We start from the raw sequence: 20862 nt of genomic DNA on the forward strand, positions 1-20862 counted from the left end.
GGTTGACGGCTATCGGTTCATCATTGTGAATACCCTGGCCGTGAAGGGCGTGGCGGATCACGAGTCATGGCCCCAAGAGCCGGATGATTGCAGGCCGAATCGACCTGAAATCTGAATCCATCTCTAGGTCAAAGAGACAGAGCAGGATGTGGTCCGAAAACCGCTTCACACTTTTCGGCATCATGCTCGGGTGAGGTTTCCATGGACTGCTCGGGCTGCGGTTTCGAGATTGAGGGCGGTTACGCCTTCTGTCCGAAGTGTGGCAGGCGCCAGCCTGTGCCATGCGCCAGCTGCGGCTACCCCTGCGCACCTGATTTCGAGTTCTGTCCGAAATGTGGGGCAAGCCTTGGTGCGTCCGCAAAAGCCGCCGAACGGTCTGTTCCGAAACCAAGCGGGACCATCGTGCCGCCTTCTCGAATCCTGTCGCTGCCTACGAACATCGAAAGCTATGGGCTGCATCCCGTCTCTGACGCCGATCGCCGGACGGTAACGGTCCTGTTCGCCGACCTTTGCGGCTTCACGACACTCAGCGAACAACTCGACCCCGAGGTGATGCAAGCTCTGCAGAACGCGCTGTTCAAGGAATTGACGGCGGCCGTGCGGAACTTTGGCGGTTTCGTCGACAAATTCATCGGCGATGCGCTGCTCGCTTTGTTCGGTGCGCCGGTGGCGCATGAAGACGACCCGGAACGTGCGCTTTGCGCCGCTCTCGACATGATCGCCCGGACGGCGCGGCTCGGTGAAGGCACCCCCCACTCCGGCTCGCCTCTGTTACTCCACATCGGCATAAACACCGGTCCGGTGGTTACTGGCGGATTGGGCATCGGGACCGCCAAATCCTATTCGGTGACCGGCGACACCGTGAATACGGCGCAGCGCCTGCAATCGCTGGCCGCACCGGGTGAGGTGCTGGTAGGCGAACTCACTCACAGGCTGACCAGGCATGCCTTTTCTTACGAGTCGCTGGGCGATGTCGTGCTTCGCGGCAAGGCCGGCAGCGTGCTCGTCCATCGACTGGATGCACCGCTTGCGGCCCCGCGTGCAGCACGTGGGCTCGAGGCGCTCGGCCTCAGCGCGCCGATGATTGGTCGCGGTGCGGAGCTTCATAGAATGTTGGCGAGCCTTGACCAGGCGTGCGACGGCTCGGCCCAACTTGTCCGCCTCGTCGGAGAAGCCGGTATCGGGAAATCGCGGCTGGTGAAGGAGTTCGTCGCCCGCGTCGGCGACGAGGATCGTTTTCGCAACGTCGCCGTGCGGCAGGCCGCGTGCTCGCCGCTGGGCGAACAATCATTTGGCGCCTTGGACGCAGTTGTGCGCAGCGCTGCGGGGATGATGCAGAACGACAATGGGGATGAAATACGGGGGAAGCTCGCAGCCTTGCTTACCGATCTCGGCCTGCAGGGCGAAGAGGCAAAGCGACTGATGCCTTTGCTTTACCATGTGCTTGGCCTTGGCGACCCCGATGCCACCTTGCAGCATGTCGAGCCCGAGCAGCTGCGGCGGCAAATTCTTTACGCAGTCCGCACAATCATCGAACGGCGGCTTGCGTTGTCGCCGCTGTTGATTGTCGTGGAAGACCTGCACTGGGCCGACGCCGTGTCACTTGAGGCACTGCGTTTCGTGATGGACAGGTTGGAACGCACACGGTTGATGTTGCTGGTCACGCATCGTCCAGCGCCGGACAACGACCAACTCGATTCAAATCGGGTCAGTCACACGGCGCTCAGGCTTCCGCCGCTCAACAATGATGACGGACGCAGTCTGCTGGCGGCGCTTTTCGGCGAGAGCTGGGTAAACTCCGCAGGAGGGCTTCTCGGCCAGATCCTCGAGCGCGCGGGCGGCAACCCGCTCTTTTTAGAGGAGATCGTTCGCGGCCTTATCGATCGCGGTGTATTGATGCGCGAGGGCCAGCGATGGCGGACTGTGGCAGGCGAAGTCGCAACCGGCATTCCCGCCACGATCCAGGCAATGTTGCTTGCTCGGGTCGACCGGTTGCCCCAAGAGGTGCGCCGGTTGGCCCAGGAAGCCGCGGTAATTGGCCCGCGCTTCGATGCCACCCTTCTGAAAACCGTTACATCCGACCCCGGCCGGCTAGAAGCCGGCTGCGAACTGCTTTGCGATGCGGAAATCATCGAGGAAGTTGCCGGATCTGGCTCGGGCTCGTCGCAAAGCTACCGCTTTACGCAAACATTGCTGCAGGACGTGATCTACCAGAATCTGCTCCTGCAACGCCGGACCGACATCCACGGACGGGTCGGTGCTGCCTTGGAGCAACTGTGCGGCGACAAGCCGGAACGGCTCGAGGATTTGGCCGTGCTCGGTCATCATTTCGCACAGAGCGCCGAGCGGGAGAGGGGCGCGCATTACCTGCAGGCGGCGGGTGATCGCGCTCGCATGATATACGCCAACGATGACGCCCTTCGTTTCTATGAGCGAGCACTGACCGCATTGGGTGCGATCGGGCAAACACCGCTCAAACTGGCAATTGCAGAGCGCATTGCCGATCTGAGCGGCCCGGCAGGCCGCCGCCAGGTCGCGCACCACCACTACGAGGCGGTGTTGCTGGCATACCGCCAGTCGGCAGATCGTGTCGCTTCGGCGCGCGTTTTGCGTAAGGTCGGTCGGCTGCTCTGGGACGTCGGCAAGCGGGACAACGCAGAATCCCGCTATGCTGAAGCGGCAGCGCTCCTCGATGGAGCGGATGCCCCGATCGAGCAGGCGCATCTCTGGCAAGAACGTGGCCGACAGGCGTTCCGGAGCGGAGATCACTCCCTCGCGGCAAAATGGGCGGACGCGGCGCTGGATTGCGTACGCACTTTGACGACGGAGCATGTTTCCGACGTAGGACGCGATGCCACTCTTGTGACCGCCGAGGCACTTAATACCAAGGCTGTTGCGCTGGCTCGCCTCGGACGAAACCGTGAAGCCGTTGGCCAGGTCGAGCGCAGCATTGAATTGGCCGAAGCCGCCGGTCTGCTGGGTGCGGCCTGCCGCGGCTACACCAATCTCGGCGTGCTTTACACGACTATCGATCCGGCAAAGGCGATGGAGGTCTGTCGGCGCGGTCTGGACGTGGCGCGCCATATTGGTGATCTGGGTTTCCAGGCCCGCCTCCTCGCCAATCTGGCGGTCGCTTGTTGTACTTTCACGGATCGCTGTCCAACGGAGGGCGTGCCTGCCGCCGAGAAGGCTATCGAGATCGACCGGGCGCTCGACCAGCGCGAGCACCTGCCGGTGCCGTTGATCGTGCTTGGGCAGATCCACCAGTGCAATGGCCGTCCTGAACTGGCGGTTGGCCTGTTCCACGAAGCACTGGACGTCGCCCGCGAAATGGGCGAGCCCCAACTGCTCTTTCCGTGCTATGATGGTCTCGCAACGCTTAATCTGGACCTCGACAATCTGGCCGAGGCCGAACGCTACTTTTCCCTGGCGCAGGGTATATGCGCCCAGCACGGGCTCGACCCGGAAGCGCTTGTGGTGCTGCCTTTTCTCGACTAGCCGGGGTTAGGGGTTGGAATGTCCGCGCCTAGTGACTTGGTACCGCTTCAACCGGGCGACCGTGCGCCGAACCTGGTGCTTGACGCCATTACCCAGGAAGGCAAGATCGCCCTCGATGACTTTCGCGGGCAAAAACCAGTGCTGGTCGGCCTGTTTCGAGGTCTGCATTGTGCCTTCTGCCGGCGCCACATCGCCGCCCAGGCGCGGCTTGATCCGGAGCTGCGCGAAAGGGGCGTGGAGAGCCTGACGGTGGTCAACACGCCGATCGAACGAGCGCGTCTCTATTTCCGCTACCACCCGATGCCGAACCTGCTTGCGGCCTCCGACCCTGAACGCGCTTCACATCGTGCTTTTGGACTACCCAATCTCGAATTCACCCAAAACGAGACGAACTGGCCGTACAAGGTCTCGATGGCAGCAGCGAAGGATATGCGGGTCGACATACCAGGCGAGTTGCCCGGTCCCATGGATCCTTTTGCAGCGAGCGAAATCCTCGATAGGAAGGACCCTTACGAAGTGACCGAAGCCGACGAACAGATGATCGCAACAGGACACGGACAATTGGTCGGTCAATTCCTGCTGGACAGGCAGGGAATTGTCCGCTGGAGTTTCACGGAGGTTCCGGAGGGGGGGCGATACATGTTTGGGGCGCCCAACCCGAAGGAACTGATGTCAGCTGTGTCGCAAGTCGCCCAATGAGGTCCCGTTTGATCAAATCTTCACGTTAATAATTTGCGGCTTGAGATGCAGTGCGCTCCAGCGTTGGCAAGCGACAATCAGGCTGGGAGCCGCCACATTCGTACACGACCTGCACCACGCAATTCCGTTTCCTCAAGTGGATCGCAAGCAAATTTTGGTCCCAGCAGTTGGCGCGTTGCATCGGAAATACGGATTTCACTGGGCTCCGCGGACGTTTGAATACGCGAGGCGAGATTAACGGTCTCGCCCCACAAGTCATAGGCGAACCGTCTTTTGCCTATGACGCCAGCGACGATCGGTCCCGAGTGAATTCCAATTCTCAGTCTTATCGGTTCTCCTGCGAAGCTCTCGCGTTTGACCGCCTTGCGCAGTTCAACTGCGTAGTGCGCGAGGGCTTGTGCATGATCGGATCGCGCGGTGGGCAGGCCCGCGACCACCATCACACAATCGCCGATTGTCTTGATCTTTTCGCAGCCGTGTCGTTCCGAGAGCCGATCCGCCGCCTTGAAGAAGTAATTCAAGATAGCGAGCGTCGTCACCGCTCCGACGCTGCGCGCTCTTTCCGTAAAACCGACGATGTCGGCAAAAAGCACACTCACCTCTGCGTGGTTGTCTGCAATTTTCTTGTGCGCTTTCAACCGCTCCGCGATCGACGCCGGAAGAATGTTGAGGAGCAGGGCTTCCGCGCGCTGGTATTCACGCGACAATCCCTCCTGACTCTTCCTCAACGCCTCATTGGCCGAATGTAACTTCTCGTTGAGTTGGCGCTCCCTCTCTTGCAGAAGAGTCATTTCATAAGCCTTCTGTTGAAGCCGCTGCTTGTTGTCGCGTTCGGCAGTGGCATCAAGAAAGAGCAGCCACACGCGGTCATCATCAGCAAAAAGATGAAGGTCCGCGACACGCCCGCTGGGCAGTTCGACCATAGGCATATGAAATGGAAGCTCCGGGCAAGGCAGCAAACCTTCCATGAATTCAAGCTGATCGGCAACAGGCTTACCGATGCGAAGGGATGAGAGCCCGTAATGTTCAACGTTACCGCCCTTCGCCGCTGTCCGCAGCTGGGCGTCAATTTTCACATACGCAATAGCACGCTCGTTGTAGAAGAAATCGTAAATCCAGTTTCCGATCTCTCTTGGCAATCTTTGCATGGTCTATTTGGTGACCATCGAAGCGAGTTTAAGAAACGCATCATCGACATGCTCACCCGAGAGCGCACTTGTCAGATAGACTTGCCATCCGCGTTGCCTCAGTTCGTCGATTTCTCTATCTGGTATTACCCACCGATCGGCCAGATCTGATTTGTTGAAAAGCAGTACGAACGGCATAACACCGAATTCAGCCTCGACCCGCTCGCGCAGCGTGAGCGCGGCGGTAAGGGTAGCGGCGCGGGTTCCATCGACGACAAGCACGAGGCCTGTCGCACCTCGCACATGGCTGACGCGGAATGAGCCGATATCATCTTCGCCGGCCAAATCCCATAAAATCAGATCCACTGTTTTGTCCGGGAGTGCGACACTCTTTTTGTCGATTTTCACTCCCACCGTGGTCAAGTAGGTTTCTGAAAAGATGCTTTTCACAAACCTGCGGACCAAGCTCGTTTTTCCGACAGAGAACCCGCCCAGCATACAGATCTTTTTTTGCAACATCTTGGGCTCCGACCTAGTCCAGGTTTACCGTAACGGAAACCCGGCGATTGGTGGAGCTACCAGCCTGACTATTTTCAGGCACCGCCGGTTCAAAGGTGCCCGCGCCCCGAACCAGCAGCAGTTCCGGGGCGACGCCGCGCTTGTTGAGAAGCGCACGAACTGTCTCGGCACGGGCGGCGCTGATCGACGCGTTGGCCGTCTCACGGCCCGTGGTGTCCGAATGGCCGGTCAACATGAACCGCGCAGTTACGCCTGACTTGCGGGCACTTTGGGCGAATTCCTTTATTTGATTCGCCAATCTGTCGAGAACCGGCGTCTGCTCTGGTCCCGGCACAACTTTGCCGGAAGAGAAGAAAATATCGGTCGTCTGGATGGCCTCTCTCAAATGATTGAGCTCTGCAAGGTCCAGTTCACGCAGCTGCGAGACATCCAGAACCACTCCGTCCGCCGAAAGTTGTTCAGCGGCGGCCTGCGCCCGGTTGATCCAGGCGGCAGGAGCCTCGCCCACGACAACGATGCGACCCTGGATGATCGAAAGTCGGACCGATTTCGGCGGCGTCAGCGACGCCGTCAGCCGCTTCACCACAAACTTCGGATCAAGGCTCTGGTAGAATTGCCACTGTGAATGAACGCGGGCAGGATCGACCTCCGTTCCGGACAGCAGAGCTTGCGGGTCGGCGGCAAGCGGGTCTCGCAGGCCGGAAATATAGAAATGTCCACCCCTGGCCGATTGTTGGGCGACGACAATTCCCGGTTGGGCCTCAAGTCGCGACACATAATACTGCCAGTGCTCCGCCGCGCGTGCTTCGGGGCTCACATCACGAACCTCGGAAATGTCGAATTCCGGTCCGCCTGCCGAAAGCTGCCGAGCCGCTGCGCGCGCCCGATCTATCCAGGTGTCGGGAGCCTCGCCCTCGGCAATAATGCGATTATTGACGATCGAAAGTCGTACTGTATCCGGCGGATACAGCGACGCCGTCAGCCGTTTCAACACGAACTCCGGCTCAAGGCTCTGATAGAATTGCCACTGTGAATGGACCCGGGCGGGATCGACCTGCGTTCCAGACAACAGCGACTGCGGGTCGTCGGCAAGCGGGTCTCTCAGGCCGGCAATATAGAATTGGCCGTCGCGTATTTTTTGTTGTGCAACGATGATGCCCGGCTGGGCCTCCAGTCGCGACACGTAGGCCTGCCAGCGCTTCGCCTCGAGTACTTCGGGGCTTACGTCACGAACCTTGGAGATGTCGAATTCCGGTCCGCCTGCCGAAAGCTGTCGGGCCGCTGCACGCGCCCGATCTATCCAGGTGTCGGGAGCCTCACCCTCGGCAACGATGCGCTCATTGTCGATTGATAGTCGTACTGAATCCGGCGGAGCCAGCGACGCCTTCAGCCGCTTCAGCACGAACTCCGGTTCAAGGCTCTGATAGAATTGCCACTGCGAATGAACCCGGGCGGGATCGACCTGCGTTCCAGACAACAGGGACTCTGGATCGGCGGCAAGCGGGTCTCTCAGGCCGGCAATATAGAATTGGCCGTCGCGCGCCTGTTGTTCGGCAACGATGATGCCCGGCTGGGCCTCCAGTCGCGACACGTAAGCCTGCCAGCGCGATACATAAGCTTGCCAGCGCTGCGCTGATTGCCAGGAAAGAAAGTACCAACCGCCTGCCAGACTCAAAAGCAGCAGGGCAACGGCCGCCACCAGCCACGGAAATCCCTCGTTTGATTCCTCCTGCTTGAGCTCGACGCAGGTCTGCAACTGCGCCTCTACGCTGGCCAACTGCGAACCGTCGCCGTCAAACTGCTCTAAAGCCTGTGAGGATTCCTCATGGATGCGAAGCAATACATCGCGAACTATTTCATGCAATCCCTCTGGCGGATTTCCCCGGATCACCGAAACCAGGGTCGCAAACGGTCCAACTTCTGACCAGAGACGAAGGTCGCCAAAACGAATTGTGTCCAGGCCGCTCTGCTCTTTCTCGTTAAACGAGTCCTTCACAAAATCCTGAATTGCACTAAGCATCGAAGAGATGAGTTGAGGATCTTCGCTCGTTGCATTATCGGCGGTTACATGCGCTATCAAAAGACCGGAATTACGGTGAATGAGAAAGGCATGCTCTACACGATAAACAAGAGAGTGCTTAAGAACAACTTCCGAAAAGCTTGCTCCTGTCCTCCAAGATTCAAATCTCCACTTGAGCCCATGCCAGGTAAATATATGTCTTAGAGTTTCGTTCAGCGACTGAAAGGTCTGGTCGATCTTTTCCCCGATCGACTTGCGAATTGCCGGCAGAAACACCGGGTATAATATATCCGTCAGTGTGCGCGGGCTCTTCTGGATTGACCGTTGCACAGCCCGTTCGACAGCTGGCGCAAGCGCCTCGCCGAGCTGCGCATGAGGCGCTCGCGCGGCCGCACTGGGAAGAATGTCGCCCACTGCTGCCGCAAGCTGCTCGGGTTCGTCCAGCAGATGCGTAACTCGTGAAAGCTCCGAAATTTCGCGGCTGACCAGCAACTGGCGCAGCGTTTCCATGCGAGGATCGGCGGTTGGGACTCCGTCGAAACGCGCACGATAGTCCGGATCAACGTTCCGGGCAATTTCGACCAAAAGACGAGCCAGAGCCTCGCGATCAATTTCTGTATCGTTCGAGGCTGTTCTTTGTGGAAGACTGATTGGGTCGACGGTTGACGTCAAGGTCCCATCAACTCACTTTCCAGCTACGATCCGAGTTGCCCTTGCTGCCGACGGGATCCTGATTCAGACATTTCGCAACCTCTACAAACAGGCCGGCCAAAAGATTCCGGTCGGTCTTAACGTTGCTGAGATCGGCAAACATTTTCTCAATCAGCATCTGAACGCCTTCATTCTTCTGCTTGATTTCCTCACGCAGCAAATGATCGTTTCGATTTATCCGGTCCGAAACGTCCCGCTCAAGCGCGCTCAATTGATCCGACAACGCACGCACCTGCTTTTCAAGTGCCTGGTTTTGCTCGCGAAGATTCCGGTCAATCTCCTTGTCGGCATCGGCTCGTGAGTCTTTTTCGTTCCGCAATTGCGCCGCGAGCGAATCGATCTGCTTCTTTGCATTTGACTCGTACATCTCAAGATTGCGCTTGGCTTCGGATTCGACATCCTTGAAGCGTTGCAACACCCGTTCCTCAAGCTTGGAAAAACGGCGGTCATAGTCCTGCATCTGGTTGCCGAACAGCAGATCGCGTATCTTGTCGACACCTACGGCGTCGCCGGCGCCCCCGTTTTCGCGAACCTGGGCCGCCATGAAGTTCAGCCCGCTTCCGTCTGCATTACCAATCAAATTTGCGTCCGCCTTGTTTGCGGAGGAAACGGCACTCGAAGTACTCGAAGATTCCTTGGCCATCCTTATACCCCTCTATTTGAACACCTGCCACAGTGCAGAGACCCATAAACAGATGAAGATGCCAGCAAAATCCGCGACCTGCAAGCCGGAATCTTCTTGGCGCAAGCCAATTTGGGTGCTCTTTTTACACCTCTTGGACTCGCAGAAAAAGCACCAGTGCCGCTAGGTGTTGCTCTCGCCCTCTCTGTGATAGCAACCATAGCCATTTAACCTAATTGGTTATCGGGCGAAATCTACTATGAAGGCGGGTGATACAATGGCATTATGTATATCTATTTAGACAGATTTAAGTAACAAGTTTTATTAGAAATTGCTAAAATAGCTGTTCCAGCGGACAGCATATTGCCTCTCGCTCCGCTATATACTGCCACCATCAGCTTCCGGCGCGAGCTCAACAGTAGAAGGAGAATCTTCTTTTCACACGAGGAATCGCCGATCGAGAATGCAGCCCGGAATCGCGGTGTTTCGGTCGATAGGAGAGAGCAATAGGCCCCAATAGCTGGCAGTCATTCAACCAAAGCTTCAGTGGGCTTGCATTGTTGCGTCGTCGATTGCAAAGGACGCCAGTTTGCCATAGCCAAGTGCCAGGGACCGCAGCTTGTGGTCATGGTGCCGATTTCAGGGATCGACATGAGTATGCGGCATGCTTGGTTTTGACGTGCATCTGCGACAGCCGGCGCCCGATCTCGGCGGCACGGATGAAATGCTGCGCCAGGCTACTAACGTCGCTAGCAGGACAGGAGCAAGCTCGCCCTGCAGCCAAATGGAGGCGCGACGGCTCGGAAGAGTTCACGGGAGACTGTTTGGACGCAGCATCCTCGATGACCGTTTCCTTTGGCGGGAAATCGCCGGCTATGTCTTGGGACTCTTGTACCTTCGAACCAGGCGTGGGTAAGACGGCATGGCGCATAATCCATTGGTTTCAATCGTGGTTCCTGCGCACAACGCAGAGGTAACGCTGGCGCGCGCACTCGATTGCCTCCTCGATCAGGAAATCGTGGATTGGGAGGCGATCATCGTCGACGACGCCTCCACGGACCGCACCCCCGCGATCATTGCCGGTTATGTGGAGCAAGATGCCCGATTTCGGACGTTGAGTTCTTGCGCGCATGGCCCCGCCGGCGCGCGCAATAGCGGGATTTCGGCGGCGCGCGGCCACTGGCTCATGTTTCTGGATGCACACGATTGGGTAGACGCCAGCTTCCTCGCGAAAATGCTAGCCGCACTGGAGGCCGCGCCCGATTCAGTGGCCGCCTATTGCGGCTCTCAGTGCGTGATGCCCGATGGCGAACTTATTCCGTTGAGCGTCTCGTCAGAGGTTGCGGTCCAGCCCTTTGAAACATTTGCCCGCCGGTGTGCCATCGCCACTCACGCGCTGCTGGTCGACCGGGAGACAATCGTCGAGTTAGGCGGTTTCGATGTGTCGCTGCGCACATGCGAGGACTGGGATCTGTGGCAGCGCCTCGCCCGTCTCGGCAGGAATTGGGTAATGGTCGACGAGCCGCTCGCCTTTTACCGGGCTAGCTCCAACTCGCTCACCCGCAATTCATCTCAGATGCTGGCCGACGCGGAAATCGTGATCGCCCGTGGCTTCTCTGCCGACTCCAGAGTCAAACACCCGGTGACTATCCACGCCAACGGAGCGAACTCGGCGGATGGCCGCACCGCTTCCGAAGCACTCGCGTGGTTCGCATTTTGGAACGCCGCGTCGGATTGCGGCGGCGGCTCGGGCTCGATCAACCCGCAATCCCTGCGCGCGCTTCCGGCCGGACGCAAGTGGGCGAGTGAGATCGCCAAGGTAGCCGTCAACGGCCTTGCGGTGGGAAGCCTGTCTGTGCCGGCGCAACTGGCTGCCAGGTGGAGAAGGTTCGGCGGCGCCATCACCGAGTTGATTACCGAACTCGGCAAGGTCTGGGCCAATCCCGCGGCGGCTCGCCGCATCCAGTATCAGCTTGAGCAAATGCTTCTCGACGCCGACGATCTTGGCGCGCCGCGCAGGCTGGCGCGAACACTTGGAATCCGCGTCGACGCTCGAAATCCGACCTCGACCGAACTGCCGGAAGGAATCGACCAAATCTATGCCTACCTGATGATGGATGGCCACATCGAGGCCGTCGTACAATTCGGCGTGCTCGGGACAGTGACAAGGGATCATTGGATTGAACTGATCCGGAATTTCGCACCGCAAAAAGAGGTTGGCGCCAACACTCCGAACACGCTTCCAGCCGGGGCATTGTCAGGCACAGCCGAACGCGGGCCTGATCCGGACAGCCACTTCGGCAAACTCGCGCGATTGGCCGCGCAAGCGCGGGAGTTGGTCCGGTCGAGCGCCGAACCAGCCGAGCCTTATGCCGCGCCGCGGCGTGCACGGGTCAGGCACGACGAGGATCGCACGTCGTTCTGGAATGGCTATTTCGCGACCGAGGATCCCTGGAACTACGGTTCGTCCTATGAGCAGGAAAAATATGAGCGGCAGCTCGAGATTCTGCCTGCGGGTCCCATCGGACGGGCGCTTGAGCTGGCCTGCGCGGAGGGCCACTTCACGCGGCAGCTGGCGCCGCGAGTGGGCCATCTGACCGCAACCGACATCTCCGCCATAGCCGTCGGCCGGGCCCGCGCGCGATGCAGCGATCAGCCGAATATTGAATTCGGCGTACTGGATTTCTCCGCCGACACGCTGCCGGGTAAGATGGATCTGATCTTCTGTTCGGAAGTGCTCTACTATCTGGATGATCTCGCCGAGTTGCGGCGCATTGCCAAAAAATTCGCAGAGGCGTTGGCGCCTGGCGGCAGTTTCATCAGCGCCCACGCATTCGTGCTGCGTGACAATGTTGAAAGGACGGGCTTCGACTGGAACACATTCGGGGCACAAGCGATCTCAGAGGCGCTCGCAGCGACCGAAGGTCTCGTCCTCGAGCAGTCGATCCAGACCGAGCTCTATCGCATAGACCGCTTCCGCCGCCTGTCACCGGACGATGTGGTGACGGAACCGAGGATTGATCATGCGCCGATCCGCGCGCCTATCGGGCTCGGGGTCGCCCGAAATATCGTCTGGGGCGGTGCGCGGGCCTTGCGCCGCGACGTCGCGCGCAGCGAGCGGCGGCCACGTATCCCTGTACTCATGTACCACAGCGTCGCCGAAGAAGGTCCGGCCGCCCTCGCCCGTTTTCGGCTAACGCCCGCCGCATTCGCCAGCCAGATGGCATGGCTGCGCGCCAATGGCTTTCACGCGACCACGTCCGAGCAACTGGAACGGTCCATCGCCGACCGTCAGCCTTTCGCTGGCCGCCCAGTGCTCATCACCTTCGATGACGGCTTCCAGAATTTTGCCGACCATGCCTGGCCAACCTTGCGCGCGAACGACCTGACCGCGGAAGTGTTCCTGGTGACTGACCTGGTGGGTGAAAGCGCGCAGTGGGATTCCGAAAACGGTCCGCCGACGCAGCTTATGGATGCCAGGACGGTGCGGCGGCTCGCCGCCGAAGGTGCGTTCTTCGGAAGCCATCTCGCGACGCATCGCGCGATCGATGGTCTGTCGAGTTCTGACTTGGCCGCCGAACTGCTGCGCTCTCGTATGTTCATCGAACATTGGACCGGTCGGCCAACCTCGGCGTTCGCGGCACCCTTCTCTGTCACCGACCGACGGCTCGGCAGACTGGCCAAGGAGTCCGGCTATCGGATCGGCTTCGGCAGCAGACACGGGCCGGCGGACCTTAATTGCGATCCCATCGACCTTCCACGCATCGAGATTCGCGGGGATCGCTCGCTCGACGACTTTGTCGCCACCGTCGAGGCCATGCTCGATTAAACGGTGAATTTGTCACGGTCATCGGTCCCGCTCACGTGCGCAAGATCGACGAAACGCTCCGCACTCCCCAGACTGCCGCGATCGCTCGATGTCACCCCGAGATCGGAATGACCTGCCCCGGCGGCTGAGTAAACACTGCCAAAATACCCGGCGCATCAGCATATTCAAGCGTGGCATGCGTGGCACCTATCAGCCCTGCGCAGAAAGCATCTGCAACGCTACCTCTCCGAATATGGCTTCCGCCATAATTCACGCGCAGCCCCTGGCATGAACGACGATGCGTGGGCCGGTCGCAGCCTTGATGGTATCGTCGGCAAACGCTCGGGTTACTTCATACGGAAGCGACGCCGCTTAAGCCGACCCAGTGCAGGCTAACTGTATTCGGTAGCCGCTTTTCCCGAGCAGATGGATTTCAGATTACGAGCAAATAAGTAAACGTCTCCGAAATAGTTCGGATACATTTCAGCAAGCTTTTCTTCCTTATCCACCTCGACCAAGACAGTCTTCACCTCACTGCCCCTTAGCTCGATTTTTTGCTCGATCTCTTTCAATTTTCGCGCGCCCGTTATAATTGACCTGAAATGATCGACAGTCAGTTTATTATCTTTCCCATATTGAAGCAAATAGTATCGCGTTTTTTCCGCTTGCCGTATAAAATTTTCTGGGAATCTGGTAGTATTCTTGATTTTTTTTAGTATGCCTATCGCATCTATACGCTTGTTGAGATCCCGCAATTCTCGAACCCGGTCATTGTGATCCGGAACACTTACATGAACGGGGCACTGCTCAACGCGCGCGAATTCCGCCGACATAAGCTGGAAAAGGCGAAGCCAATCTTGGTCGCCCTCTCCGTGCTTCAAATCCTGGCCCCGGAATAGCCCGACAGCCTCAACCGCAGTTGCCCATGAGTGCTGAAGCTTGGTACGAACTTGCAACTCGATGCGTCGTCCGTCGAAAGCCTCGGTGTCGGCATCTCGGGATCGGTATTTGAAAACAATATGGTGACTTCGATACCCGTCCGGCTTCGGCTCATCGATATAGTTAAACTCCCTAGAGTGGATCTCATGGGGGAACTTGTCTCGCATCGATGCGAGAAGCGAGCGAACACCTTTGATATCGGCCATGATCGCTCGGCAACCGCCGATGTCGTTCATGGTGTCCAAATTGGTGGTGGACTCTCGAAGCTTCCGACGAATGGATGCCATGCGCTTTGGTCGGGATGCCATGTCGCCCTCCAGTCGCAGGGCTCTTATGTGATGACGGACAGAGAACCGAACGCTGCGCATCGGCAGAAAGTGCGAGTCGCGCCAGCTATTGGCGATTGAAAAGATTTCGAGTGCGTCCACATACTGGCCGACAGTGATGTCTCGTCCGAACTGAATAGGTTTTGCCAGCCGGTCGCCTGCCTTGCGAACGGCTTTCATGCTGTAGGCAAGGCGCGGGTACTCAGTCATTGGAGCCAAGAAGTCATGGTGGCCCGCCTCATTCTGGACTGGCGGGGCTATCGCAGGGGAATCAGATCCCAAGAGTCATATCCGTTTGGGTAAGCGAAGTACCATAGCGCGCGACATCGGATCTCCGCGAGCGAGATACCGTCTCGGCCGTATCTGCCTAGATCGCGCCCCTGGACATGACGCGGACGTACATGCCGCCACGCTCAGGCGGCTTTCCACTACAGCCATCGCCGCCGCCGACACCGAACCATCGCCACCGCACACGACCACAAGGTCGGCCATTTGGCGCAGGCGAACTATGTCACTGGCAATCTCCGGCAAGACCTCGACCGGGGCGGATTTCAGATCGTCCTTCGGCGCGGCGCTTTGATGCTCCGGAACGTCGCCGGCGTCCCGCTGGAGCCTGCGACAGAAGATGCGCTCAAGCCCATTGCCGGAGAGATTTTAATCGGCAGGGCCAGATCGGCCTGGCTCCTGTAAAATCTGGAGCCGGGTCGCGATTGGCCGGAACCAAACAGAACAGCCGTAATTATCAGCCGAAGGGACCGCAACCGCATAGGAAGCGGAACGATGGCTGAATTCTTGATCTCGAACTTGGCAGTTCAAGGTTGCGCGTCAAACGCGCCGAGAAATCGTTGAAGCGCGCAAAGGAAGAAACGGACAGGAAAAATGGCGTGGTGAATATCGCCCTGTGCTGCAGGATCCGGGCAGCTCAACAGCGCGTGACGGAGGCCCCGGGAGCGCCAGAACAATATCTATACGTGGGCGGCCTCCAAATCACCCCGAATGGACATGAAATGGCGAGGAGTTGCCGTCATGACAATACTGTTTGAGCCGCTGGACTCGGATTACCACAAGCGCAGCGTGCTTTATCACGCCACGCGGTTGTCGATGCTCCACGATCGAATGCTGCTGCGCTTCAACAAGGTTGACGAAGCGGCCGACAAGGTTGAAGCTGCAGCGGCCGTGCTGGTCGATGTCACCCACGGCTCTGCCGTCGATGCGTTCCAAGACGCGGTGTTCCGGAATTCGTCGGCAGATTTCCTTCAGATGGAAACAAGCCAGACCCTTGGGCTCTGAACTGCGAGGAATGACGCCAGTGTTTCGGCAGCTAGGGCCGCCTGCGCCCTGCGAGACGGTGGTGCAACCGTCCACCCGGAGCGGCCCCCGTTGTGGTTTGAGTGCGCCGTCGAAAACAGTCTCAAGTTCCCCACCGACGGCCTGACGGACGCGTCGGGCCCCCCCCCGCATTTACTCTTTGGTAACCCTCCTGAGCTTGGAGAGAAAACCTATCGGCTCCTTTTGCCTTCCATCGTGTTAGGGCTTGGAACAAACCAACGGAGCTGTGAGTAAAATGGCCACCGTAACCAATGCCAAGGGTGTTCCGCTCCCCTATAGCGGGTCCTCCGCAAAGTGGTACTCGGCAACGAATTCGGGCCCGGCCCTCTACGGCAGCATCTATAACGATTCGCTGTATGGCGACGGCAGCGTCAGCGTCACGATGTATGGCGGCAAGGGCGACGATATTTACTACCTGTACTCCGCGAAAAACAAAGCGGTGGAGCTGCCCAACGAGGGGATCGATACGATCTCGACCTGGATGAGCTACAGGCTGCCGGCGAATTTTGAGAATCTGACGGTCACGGGCGATAAACAATATGCCTTCGGAAACGCTCTGAACAATATCATCGTCGGCGGTTCCGGCCAGCAGACGCTCGACGGCTTGAAAGGCGACGATGTTCTCAAGGGTGGCTCCGGCGCTGACATTTTTGTCGTCAAACCGGGCAATGGCAGCGACCTCATTCTCGACTTCGGCGCCGACGATATTGTGCGCGTCGGAGGCTACGGCTTCACCTCCTTCGACCAGGTGCACGCCAACATGGTGCAGTCGGGATCGAACGTCCGACTCACCCTGTCGCCAACCGAGTTTCTCGTCTTCGCCAACAAGACCATCGACCAGTTCAGCGCCAACCAGTTCGATCTCGCCCTGGACAAGTCGCATCTGACGCTCACCTTCTCGGACGAGTTCAATACTTTGAACCTGCACAGCGGTTCTAGCGGGACCTGGGACACGAACTTCTGGTGGGGTGCTCCGAACGGCAGCTCGCTCGCCACCAACAGCGAGCTTCAGTGGTATATCGACACCAGCTACGCCCCCACGAGTTCGGTCAACCCGTTCAGCGTCCAGGACGGTGTTCTCACCATTACGGCCGCCCGGGCTCCCGACGCGATCAAGCCCTACATAAACAACTATGATTACACGTCAGGTCTGTTGACGACCTACCATTCCTTCGCACAGACCTACGGCTATTTCGAAATTCGAGCCGACATGCCCGAAAAGCAGGGTGCATGGCCGGCCTTCTGGCTTCTTCCGGCGGATGGCTCCTGGCCGCCGGAACTAGACGCAGTGGAGATGGTCGGCCAGGATCCCAACAAGCTCACCCTGACCAGCCACTCGAACGCGACGGGGTCGCATACGAAAGTGACATCGACCGTATATGCAGCGGATACCGAAGGGTTCCACAAATATGGGGTGCTTTGGACCCCGAGCGAGCTGGTCTGGTATTTCGACGATGTCGAAGTTGCCCGCGCACCAACGCCTGCCGACATGCACAAGCCAATGTACATGCTGGTCAACCAGGCTGTCGGCGGCATGGCGGGAGCGCCCGCCGACGGGCTTGCCACCCCTTCTGAAATGCACGTCGACTATGTCCATGCCTACGCGCTGAATGATTGGTTCATCTAGGTGCCATGCCGGAAGATGGAGTGAAACCGACACCCTTCGCCAACCGGTCTTGGACGCGTTCATTGCCGCTTGCGCCCGCGCTGGACCCGAGGTGAAGGAAGATGTCTCACATCCATTCATCTGAGCCGCCGCGAACGACGCTCCCGGCGGTATTCGCTTCCTTTCGCCGGGCATTCGCCGGCATCGCCTTGATGAGCGGGGTCGTCAACGTCCTGGCGCTGACCGGCTCGTTCTTCATGCTGCAGGTCTACGATCGCGTCATTCCCGGCCGCAGCGTGCCGACGTTGGTCGGCCTTTGCGTGTTTGCGGGCACGCTGTTCGTCTTTCAGGGCGTCCTCGAACTGATCCGATCGCGGCTGCTGGTGCGTATCGGCATCGCGCTCGATGCGCGGCTCAGCGGGCAGGTCTACACCGCACTGATGCGTCTGCCGTTGCGCACGAAGCTCACCGGCGATGGCTTGCAATCATTGCGGGACCTCGATCAGGTCCGGTCGTTCCTGTCGAGCGCTGGGCCGACCGCCCTGTTCGACCTGCCTTGGATGCCGCTTTACCTCGCAATCTGTTTCCTGTTCCATTTCTGGATCGGCATTACCGCGCTGCTCGGCGCCGTCATTCTGTTTGGCCTGACCTTGCTTGCGGAGGTGCGCACCAGGCAGCCCGCGAAACGTGCCAACACGCAGGCCGCTGCGCGCAACACGCTGGCGGAGGCGACGCGCCGCAATGTCGAGGTGCTTCAGGCAATGGGTTTTGGCCCACGCATCGCCGAGCGCTGGTCAGGCATCAACGCCGACTATCTCAGCACCAATGCCAAGGCGAGCGATTTGGCGGGGACGCTCGGAACGACATCGAAAGTCGTGCGCATGATGCTTCAATCCGGCATCCTGGCGATCGGCGCCTGGCTCGTCATCCATCAGGAGGCGACGGGCGGCATCATGATCGCCAGTTCGATCATGATGAGCCGGGCGCTGGCACCGATCGAACTCGCGATCGCGCATTGGAAGAGCTTCGTCAGCGCCCGACAGGCCTGGGCGCGCCTGACTCAGCTTCTGGGGCTGCTGCCCCAGGCAGCAACAAGTGTCTCGCTTCCGCCACCGTCGTTTCGCCTCTCGGTAGAGGGCATCAGTGTGGCGCCGCCGGGCGAGCGTCGCCTTGTCGTTCAGGATGCGGGCTTCGTGCTGCAGAAGGGCGCCGGCCTCGGCATCATCGGTCCGAGCGCTTCGGGAAAATCCTCGCTCGTCAGAGCGATCGCCGGTGTCTGGCTGCCAGTGCGCGGTACCGTCAGGCTCGACGGTGCGACGCTCGACCAGTGGTCGTCGGAAGAACTCGGCAAGCATGTCGGTTATCTGCCGCAGGATGTCGAGTTGTTCGATGGCACCATTGCCGAGAACATAGCTCGCTTCGAACCCCAGCCCCCCTCGGACAAGATACTGGCCGCCGCGCGCGCCGCCGGTGTTCATGATCTGGTGGTTCACCTGCCTGAAGGTTATGAAACGCGTATCGGCGAGGCCGGGTCGGCGCTTTCGGCGGGCCAGCGACAGAGGGTCGCCTTGGCGCGTGCTCTCTATGGCGATCCGTTTCTTGTCATACTCGACGAGCCGAATTCCAATCTCGATGCCGACGGCGAAGCCGCCTTGACGGCGGCGATCCAGGGCGTGCGCGACAGAGGCGGCATGGCCATCGTGGTGGCGCATCGCCCGAGTGCATTGCAAAGCCTTGACCAGATCCTTGTCATGACGAACGGCAGTATTCAGGCCTTTGGCCCGAAGAATGAGATCATGACCAAGGTGACCCGCCCCATCAGTGTTCCGTTAAAAGTTGTCTCAAGTCCTGAAGAGGCGGCGCTCTGATGGCGGAGAGAGCGACATCGGTGATCGACCGGACCATTCGACGTTATCTGCTCGGCGGCGTTGCGACCTCCATCCTTCTGGTCGGTGGAGCGGGCAGCCTTGCAGCGGTGACCGACCTCTCCGGCGCAGTCATTGCCTCGGGAAAGCTGGTTGTCGATTCCAGCGTCAAAAAGGTGCAGCATCCAACCGGCGGCGTGGTCGGCCAGATCTTCGTGCGCGAAGGCGATGCCGTGCAAGCGGGACAGGTTTTGATTCATCTCGATGAAACCGTCACCCGCGCCAATCTGGCCATTGTCACCAAGAGCGCGGATGAACTCGATGCCCGCCTGGCACGTCTCAAGGCCGAGCGCGACGGTGCGGACGCCATCGGTTTTCCGCCGTCGCTGATGTCTCGGCGGGACGATCCGGATGTCAGCGGCACAATGGCCGGAGAGCAGTCGCTCTTCGAGTTGCGCCGGCAGGCACGCGCTGGCCAGAAGGCGCAGTTGGCGGAACGTATCTCCCAGCTCGCCGAAGAAGTCTCCGGCCTGACCGAGCAAAAGGACGCCAAGAGCCAGGAAATCAAGCTGATCGGAACCGAGCTCGCGGGCATGCGCACACTATGGCAGCGCAAGCTGGTCTCGATCGATCGCATCACCGCTCTCGAGCGCGAGGCCGTGCGGCTGGAGGCTGAACATGGGCAGCTGACCGCCGCGATAGCGCAGTCGAAAGGCCACACATCGGAAATCCGCCTGCAAATCATCCAGATCGATCAGGATCTGCGCAGCGAAGTCGCCACCGAACTGCGTGAGGTCCAGGCAAAACTCTCGGAACTCGTCGAACGCAAGGTATCGGCCGAAGACCAGCTCAAGCGCATCGACATTCGCAGCCCGCAGGCCGGCGTCGTCCTCCAGCTTGCCGTACATACGATTGGGGGTGTCATCACTGCGGGCGAACCGGTCATGCTCATCGTGCCGGTCGCGGACCAACTGACCGTCGAAGCCCGTGTCGCCCCACAGGACATCGATCAGCTGAAACAGCGGCAGGAGGCGACGCTGCGGCTTTCGGCCTTCAATCAGCGCACAACGCCTGAACTCAACGGAACCGTCAGCAAGATCTCCGCCGATCTCAGCACCGACGAGCGCACCGGCGCCGGATATTACACCGTGCATATCGTTTTGCCGCGCACGGAACTTGCCAGACTCAAAAGACTGACCCTGGCGCCCGGCATGCCGGTCGAGGTGTTCTTCTCGACCAGCAGCCGCACGATGCTGTCCTATCTCGTCAAGCCCTTGGCCGATCAGATCCAGCGAGCATTCCGGGAGGAGTGAAACGCGCCCGGGCTGCAACGACCGGCCGCTCCCCGTCTCGAGCTCTTCATTGGGCCTGCCGCCTGCGTGATGCTGCCGGCGGGCTCGGGTGTCACAACCGAAATCGATGACCACGACAATCCCTTTTCGAACCGACGTGAGGAACATGCATCCGCAAGCGAAGTTCGGAATTTGCTTGGTGTGAGAACACTCCCTCCCTCAAGTCCAAGCTCTGGTGCAGGGCCCGTCGCTGTGACCTCAGCGGCGGGCCTAACTGCAAAAGCCGGCAAGCGTTAAATCTTTCATAAGGCTGGAACCTGTTTCTGAAATCGAAGTTGGGTTTGCAGCTTGGCTTCCAACCCCGGGCCAGGTCTCAAAAGCAAGGCCCGCCGCTGTAGTTGTGTCCTCAGCGGCGGGCCCCTTTCGTTTACCGCCCAACCCTACATAAGGATTGGCTGAAGTAACGGAACATCCAATGAACGCAACGGGAGCGAAGCGCAT

Annotated in this window: 12 protein-coding genes and 2 pseudogenes; 8 read left to right on the forward strand and 6 right to left on the reverse strand. The window is 59.3% G+C overall.

Annotation, left to right across the window (positions count from 1 at the left end):
• The first annotated feature begins 201 nt into the window (after nucleotides 1–201).
• A complete protein-coding gene (locus EOB49_RS06230; protein WP_127380483.1) occupies nucleotides 202–3498 on the forward strand; it encodes an adenylate/guanylate cyclase domain-containing protein in 3297 nt (1098 codons plus the stop codon).
• An 18-nt stretch (nucleotides 3499–3516) separates the two neighbouring features.
• Nucleotides 3517–4197, forward strand: coding sequence for a redoxin domain-containing protein (locus EOB49_RS06235; protein WP_127380484.1), 681 nt, complete (start codon nucleotides 3517–3519; stop codon nucleotides 4195–4197).
• Nucleotides 4198–4274: 77 nt separating this feature from the next.
• Here the strand turns inward: EOB49_RS06235 and EOB49_RS06240 are convergent, their stop codons facing one another.
• Genes EOB49_RS06240 through EOB49_RS06255 form a run of 4 tightly spaced genes read right to left on the reverse strand, consistent with a single transcriptional unit; the run spans nucleotide 4275 to nucleotide 9217 of the window.
• The gene (locus EOB49_RS06240) at nucleotides 4275–5345 is read right to left on the reverse strand and encodes an adenylate/guanylate cyclase domain-containing protein (protein ID WP_127380485.1); all 1071 of its coding nucleotides are present in this window, start codon (nucleotides 5343–5345) and stop codon (nucleotides 4275–4277) included.
• Nucleotides 5346–5348: 3 nt separating this feature from the next.
• Nucleotides 5349–5843, reverse strand: coding sequence for a Rab family GTPase (locus tag EOB49_RS06245; protein ID WP_127380486.1), 495 nt, complete (start codon nucleotides 5841–5843; stop codon nucleotides 5349–5351).
• 13 nt (nucleotides 5844–5856) lie between these two features.
• Nucleotides 5857–8535, reverse strand: coding sequence for an OmpA family protein (locus EOB49_RS06250; protein WP_127380487.1), 2679 nt, complete (start codon nucleotides 8533–8535; stop codon nucleotides 5857–5859).
• A 7-nt stretch (nucleotides 8536–8542) separates the two neighbouring features.
• Entirely contained in the window at nucleotides 8543–9217 is a 675-nt protein-coding gene (locus tag EOB49_RS06255) for a hypothetical protein (protein ID WP_031212622.1), read from the reverse strand.
• Nucleotides 9218–10118: 901 nt separating this feature from the next.
• On the opposite strand from EOB49_RS06255, the gene EOB49_RS06260 reads away from it, so the two are divergent.
• Together EOB49_RS06260 and EOB49_RS37395 are read left to right on the forward strand one after the other, a co-directional pair.
• Nucleotides 10119–13025 (forward strand): trifunctional glycosyltransferase/class I SAM-dependent methyltransferase/polysaccharide deacetylase, encoded by a 2907-nt coding sequence (locus EOB49_RS06260; protein ID WP_127380488.1) that lies wholly within the window; start codon nucleotides 10119–10121, stop codon nucleotides 13023–13025.
• A 157-nt stretch (nucleotides 13026–13182) separates the two neighbouring features.
• Nucleotides 13183–13400: pseudogene (locus EOB49_RS37395) on the forward strand (IS1595 family transposase); the annotation flags it as partial.
• On the opposite strand, the gene EOB49_RS06270 reads toward EOB49_RS37395, so the two are convergent.
• Nucleotides 13397–14479, reverse strand: a complete 1083-nt coding sequence (locus EOB49_RS06270; protein ID WP_127320363.1) for a RelA/SpoT domain-containing protein — start codon at nucleotides 14477–14479, stop codon at nucleotides 13397–13399. The pseudogene EOB49_RS37395 and the gene EOB49_RS06270 sit on opposite strands and share 4 nt — an antisense overlap.
• Nucleotides 14480–15295: 816 nt before the next feature.
• On the opposite strand from EOB49_RS06270, the gene EOB49_RS06280 reads away from it, so the two are divergent.
• The 4 genes from EOB49_RS06280 (at nucleotide 15296) to EOB49_RS06295 (ending at nucleotide 20382) form a co-directional block, all read left to right on the forward strand.
• Nucleotides 15296–15559 carry a hypothetical protein gene (locus EOB49_RS06280; protein ID WP_127380489.1) on the forward strand — a complete coding sequence of 88 codons (264 nt, stop codon included), beginning with the start codon at nucleotides 15296–15298 and terminating at the stop codon, nucleotides 15557–15559.
• A 274-nt stretch (nucleotides 15560–15833) separates the two neighbouring features.
• A complete protein-coding gene (locus EOB49_RS06285) occupies nucleotides 15834–17225 on the forward strand; it encodes a family 16 glycosylhydrolase (protein ID WP_127380490.1) in 1392 nt (463 codons plus the stop codon).
• Nucleotides 17226–17326: 101 nt separating this feature from the next.
• Nucleotides 17327–19072: a type I secretion system permease/ATPase gene (locus EOB49_RS06290; protein WP_127380491.1), complete on the forward strand. Its 1746-nt coding sequence runs from the start codon at nucleotides 17327–17329 to the stop codon at nucleotides 19070–19072.
• Complete coding sequence (locus tag EOB49_RS06295; RefSeq protein ID WP_127380492.1) at nucleotides 19072–20382, forward strand: HlyD family type I secretion periplasmic adaptor subunit; 1311 nt, start codon at nucleotides 19072–19074, stop codon at nucleotides 20380–20382. The genes EOB49_RS06290 and EOB49_RS06295 overlap by 1 nt, the downstream gene beginning before the upstream one ends.
• Before the next feature lie 249 nt (nucleotides 20383–20631).
• On the opposite strand, the pseudogene EOB49_RS36875 reads toward EOB49_RS06295, so the two are convergent.
• Nucleotides 20632–20862, reverse strand: a pseudogene (locus tag EOB49_RS36875) (hypothetical protein); the annotation flags it as partial.

Origin of the sequence: Mesorhizobium sp. M7A.F.Ca.MR.148.00.0.0 (genome assembly GCF_003997735.1) — a bacterium.
GTDB lineage: Bacteria > Pseudomonadota > Alphaproteobacteria > Rhizobiales > Rhizobiaceae > Mesorhizobium.

Coding starts and splice junctions, on each gene's coding strand:
- EOB49_RS06230 (WP_127380483.1), top strand. CDS start 202: ATGGACTGCTCGGGCTGCGGTTTCGAGATTGAGGGCGGTTACGCCTTC.
- EOB49_RS06235 (WP_127380484.1), top strand. CDS start 3,517: ATGTCCGCGCCTAGTGACTTGGTACCGCTTCAACCGGGCGACCGTGCG.
- EOB49_RS06240 (WP_127380485.1), bottom strand. CDS start 5,345: ATGCAAAGATTGCCAAGAGAGATCGGAAACTGGATTTACGATTTCTTC.
- EOB49_RS06245 (WP_127380486.1), bottom strand. CDS start 5,843: ATGTTGCAAAAAAAGATCTGTATGCTGGGCGGGTTCTCTGTCGGAAAA.
- EOB49_RS06255 (WP_031212622.1), bottom strand. CDS start 9,217: ATGGCCAAGGAATCTTCGAGTACTTCGAGTGCCGTTTCCTCCGCAAAC.
- EOB49_RS06260 (WP_127380488.1), top strand. CDS start 10,119: ATGGCGCATAATCCATTGGTTTCAATCGTGGTTCCTGCGCACAACGCA.
- EOB49_RS06270 (WP_127320363.1), bottom strand. CDS start 14,479: ATGACTGAGTACCCGCGCCTTGCCTACAGCATGAAAGCCGTTCGCAAG.
- EOB49_RS06280 (WP_127380489.1), top strand. CDS start 15,296: ATGACAATACTGTTTGAGCCGCTGGACTCGGATTACCACAAGCGCAGC.
- EOB49_RS06285 (WP_127380490.1), top strand. CDS start 15,834: ATGGCCACCGTAACCAATGCCAAGGGTGTTCCGCTCCCCTATAGCGGG.
- EOB49_RS06290 (WP_127380491.1), top strand. CDS start 17,327: ATGTCTCACATCCATTCATCTGAGCCGCCGCGAACGACGCTCCCGGCG.
- EOB49_RS06295 (WP_127380492.1), top strand. CDS start 19,072: ATGGCGGAGAGAGCGACATCGGTGATCGACCGGACCATTCGACGTTAT.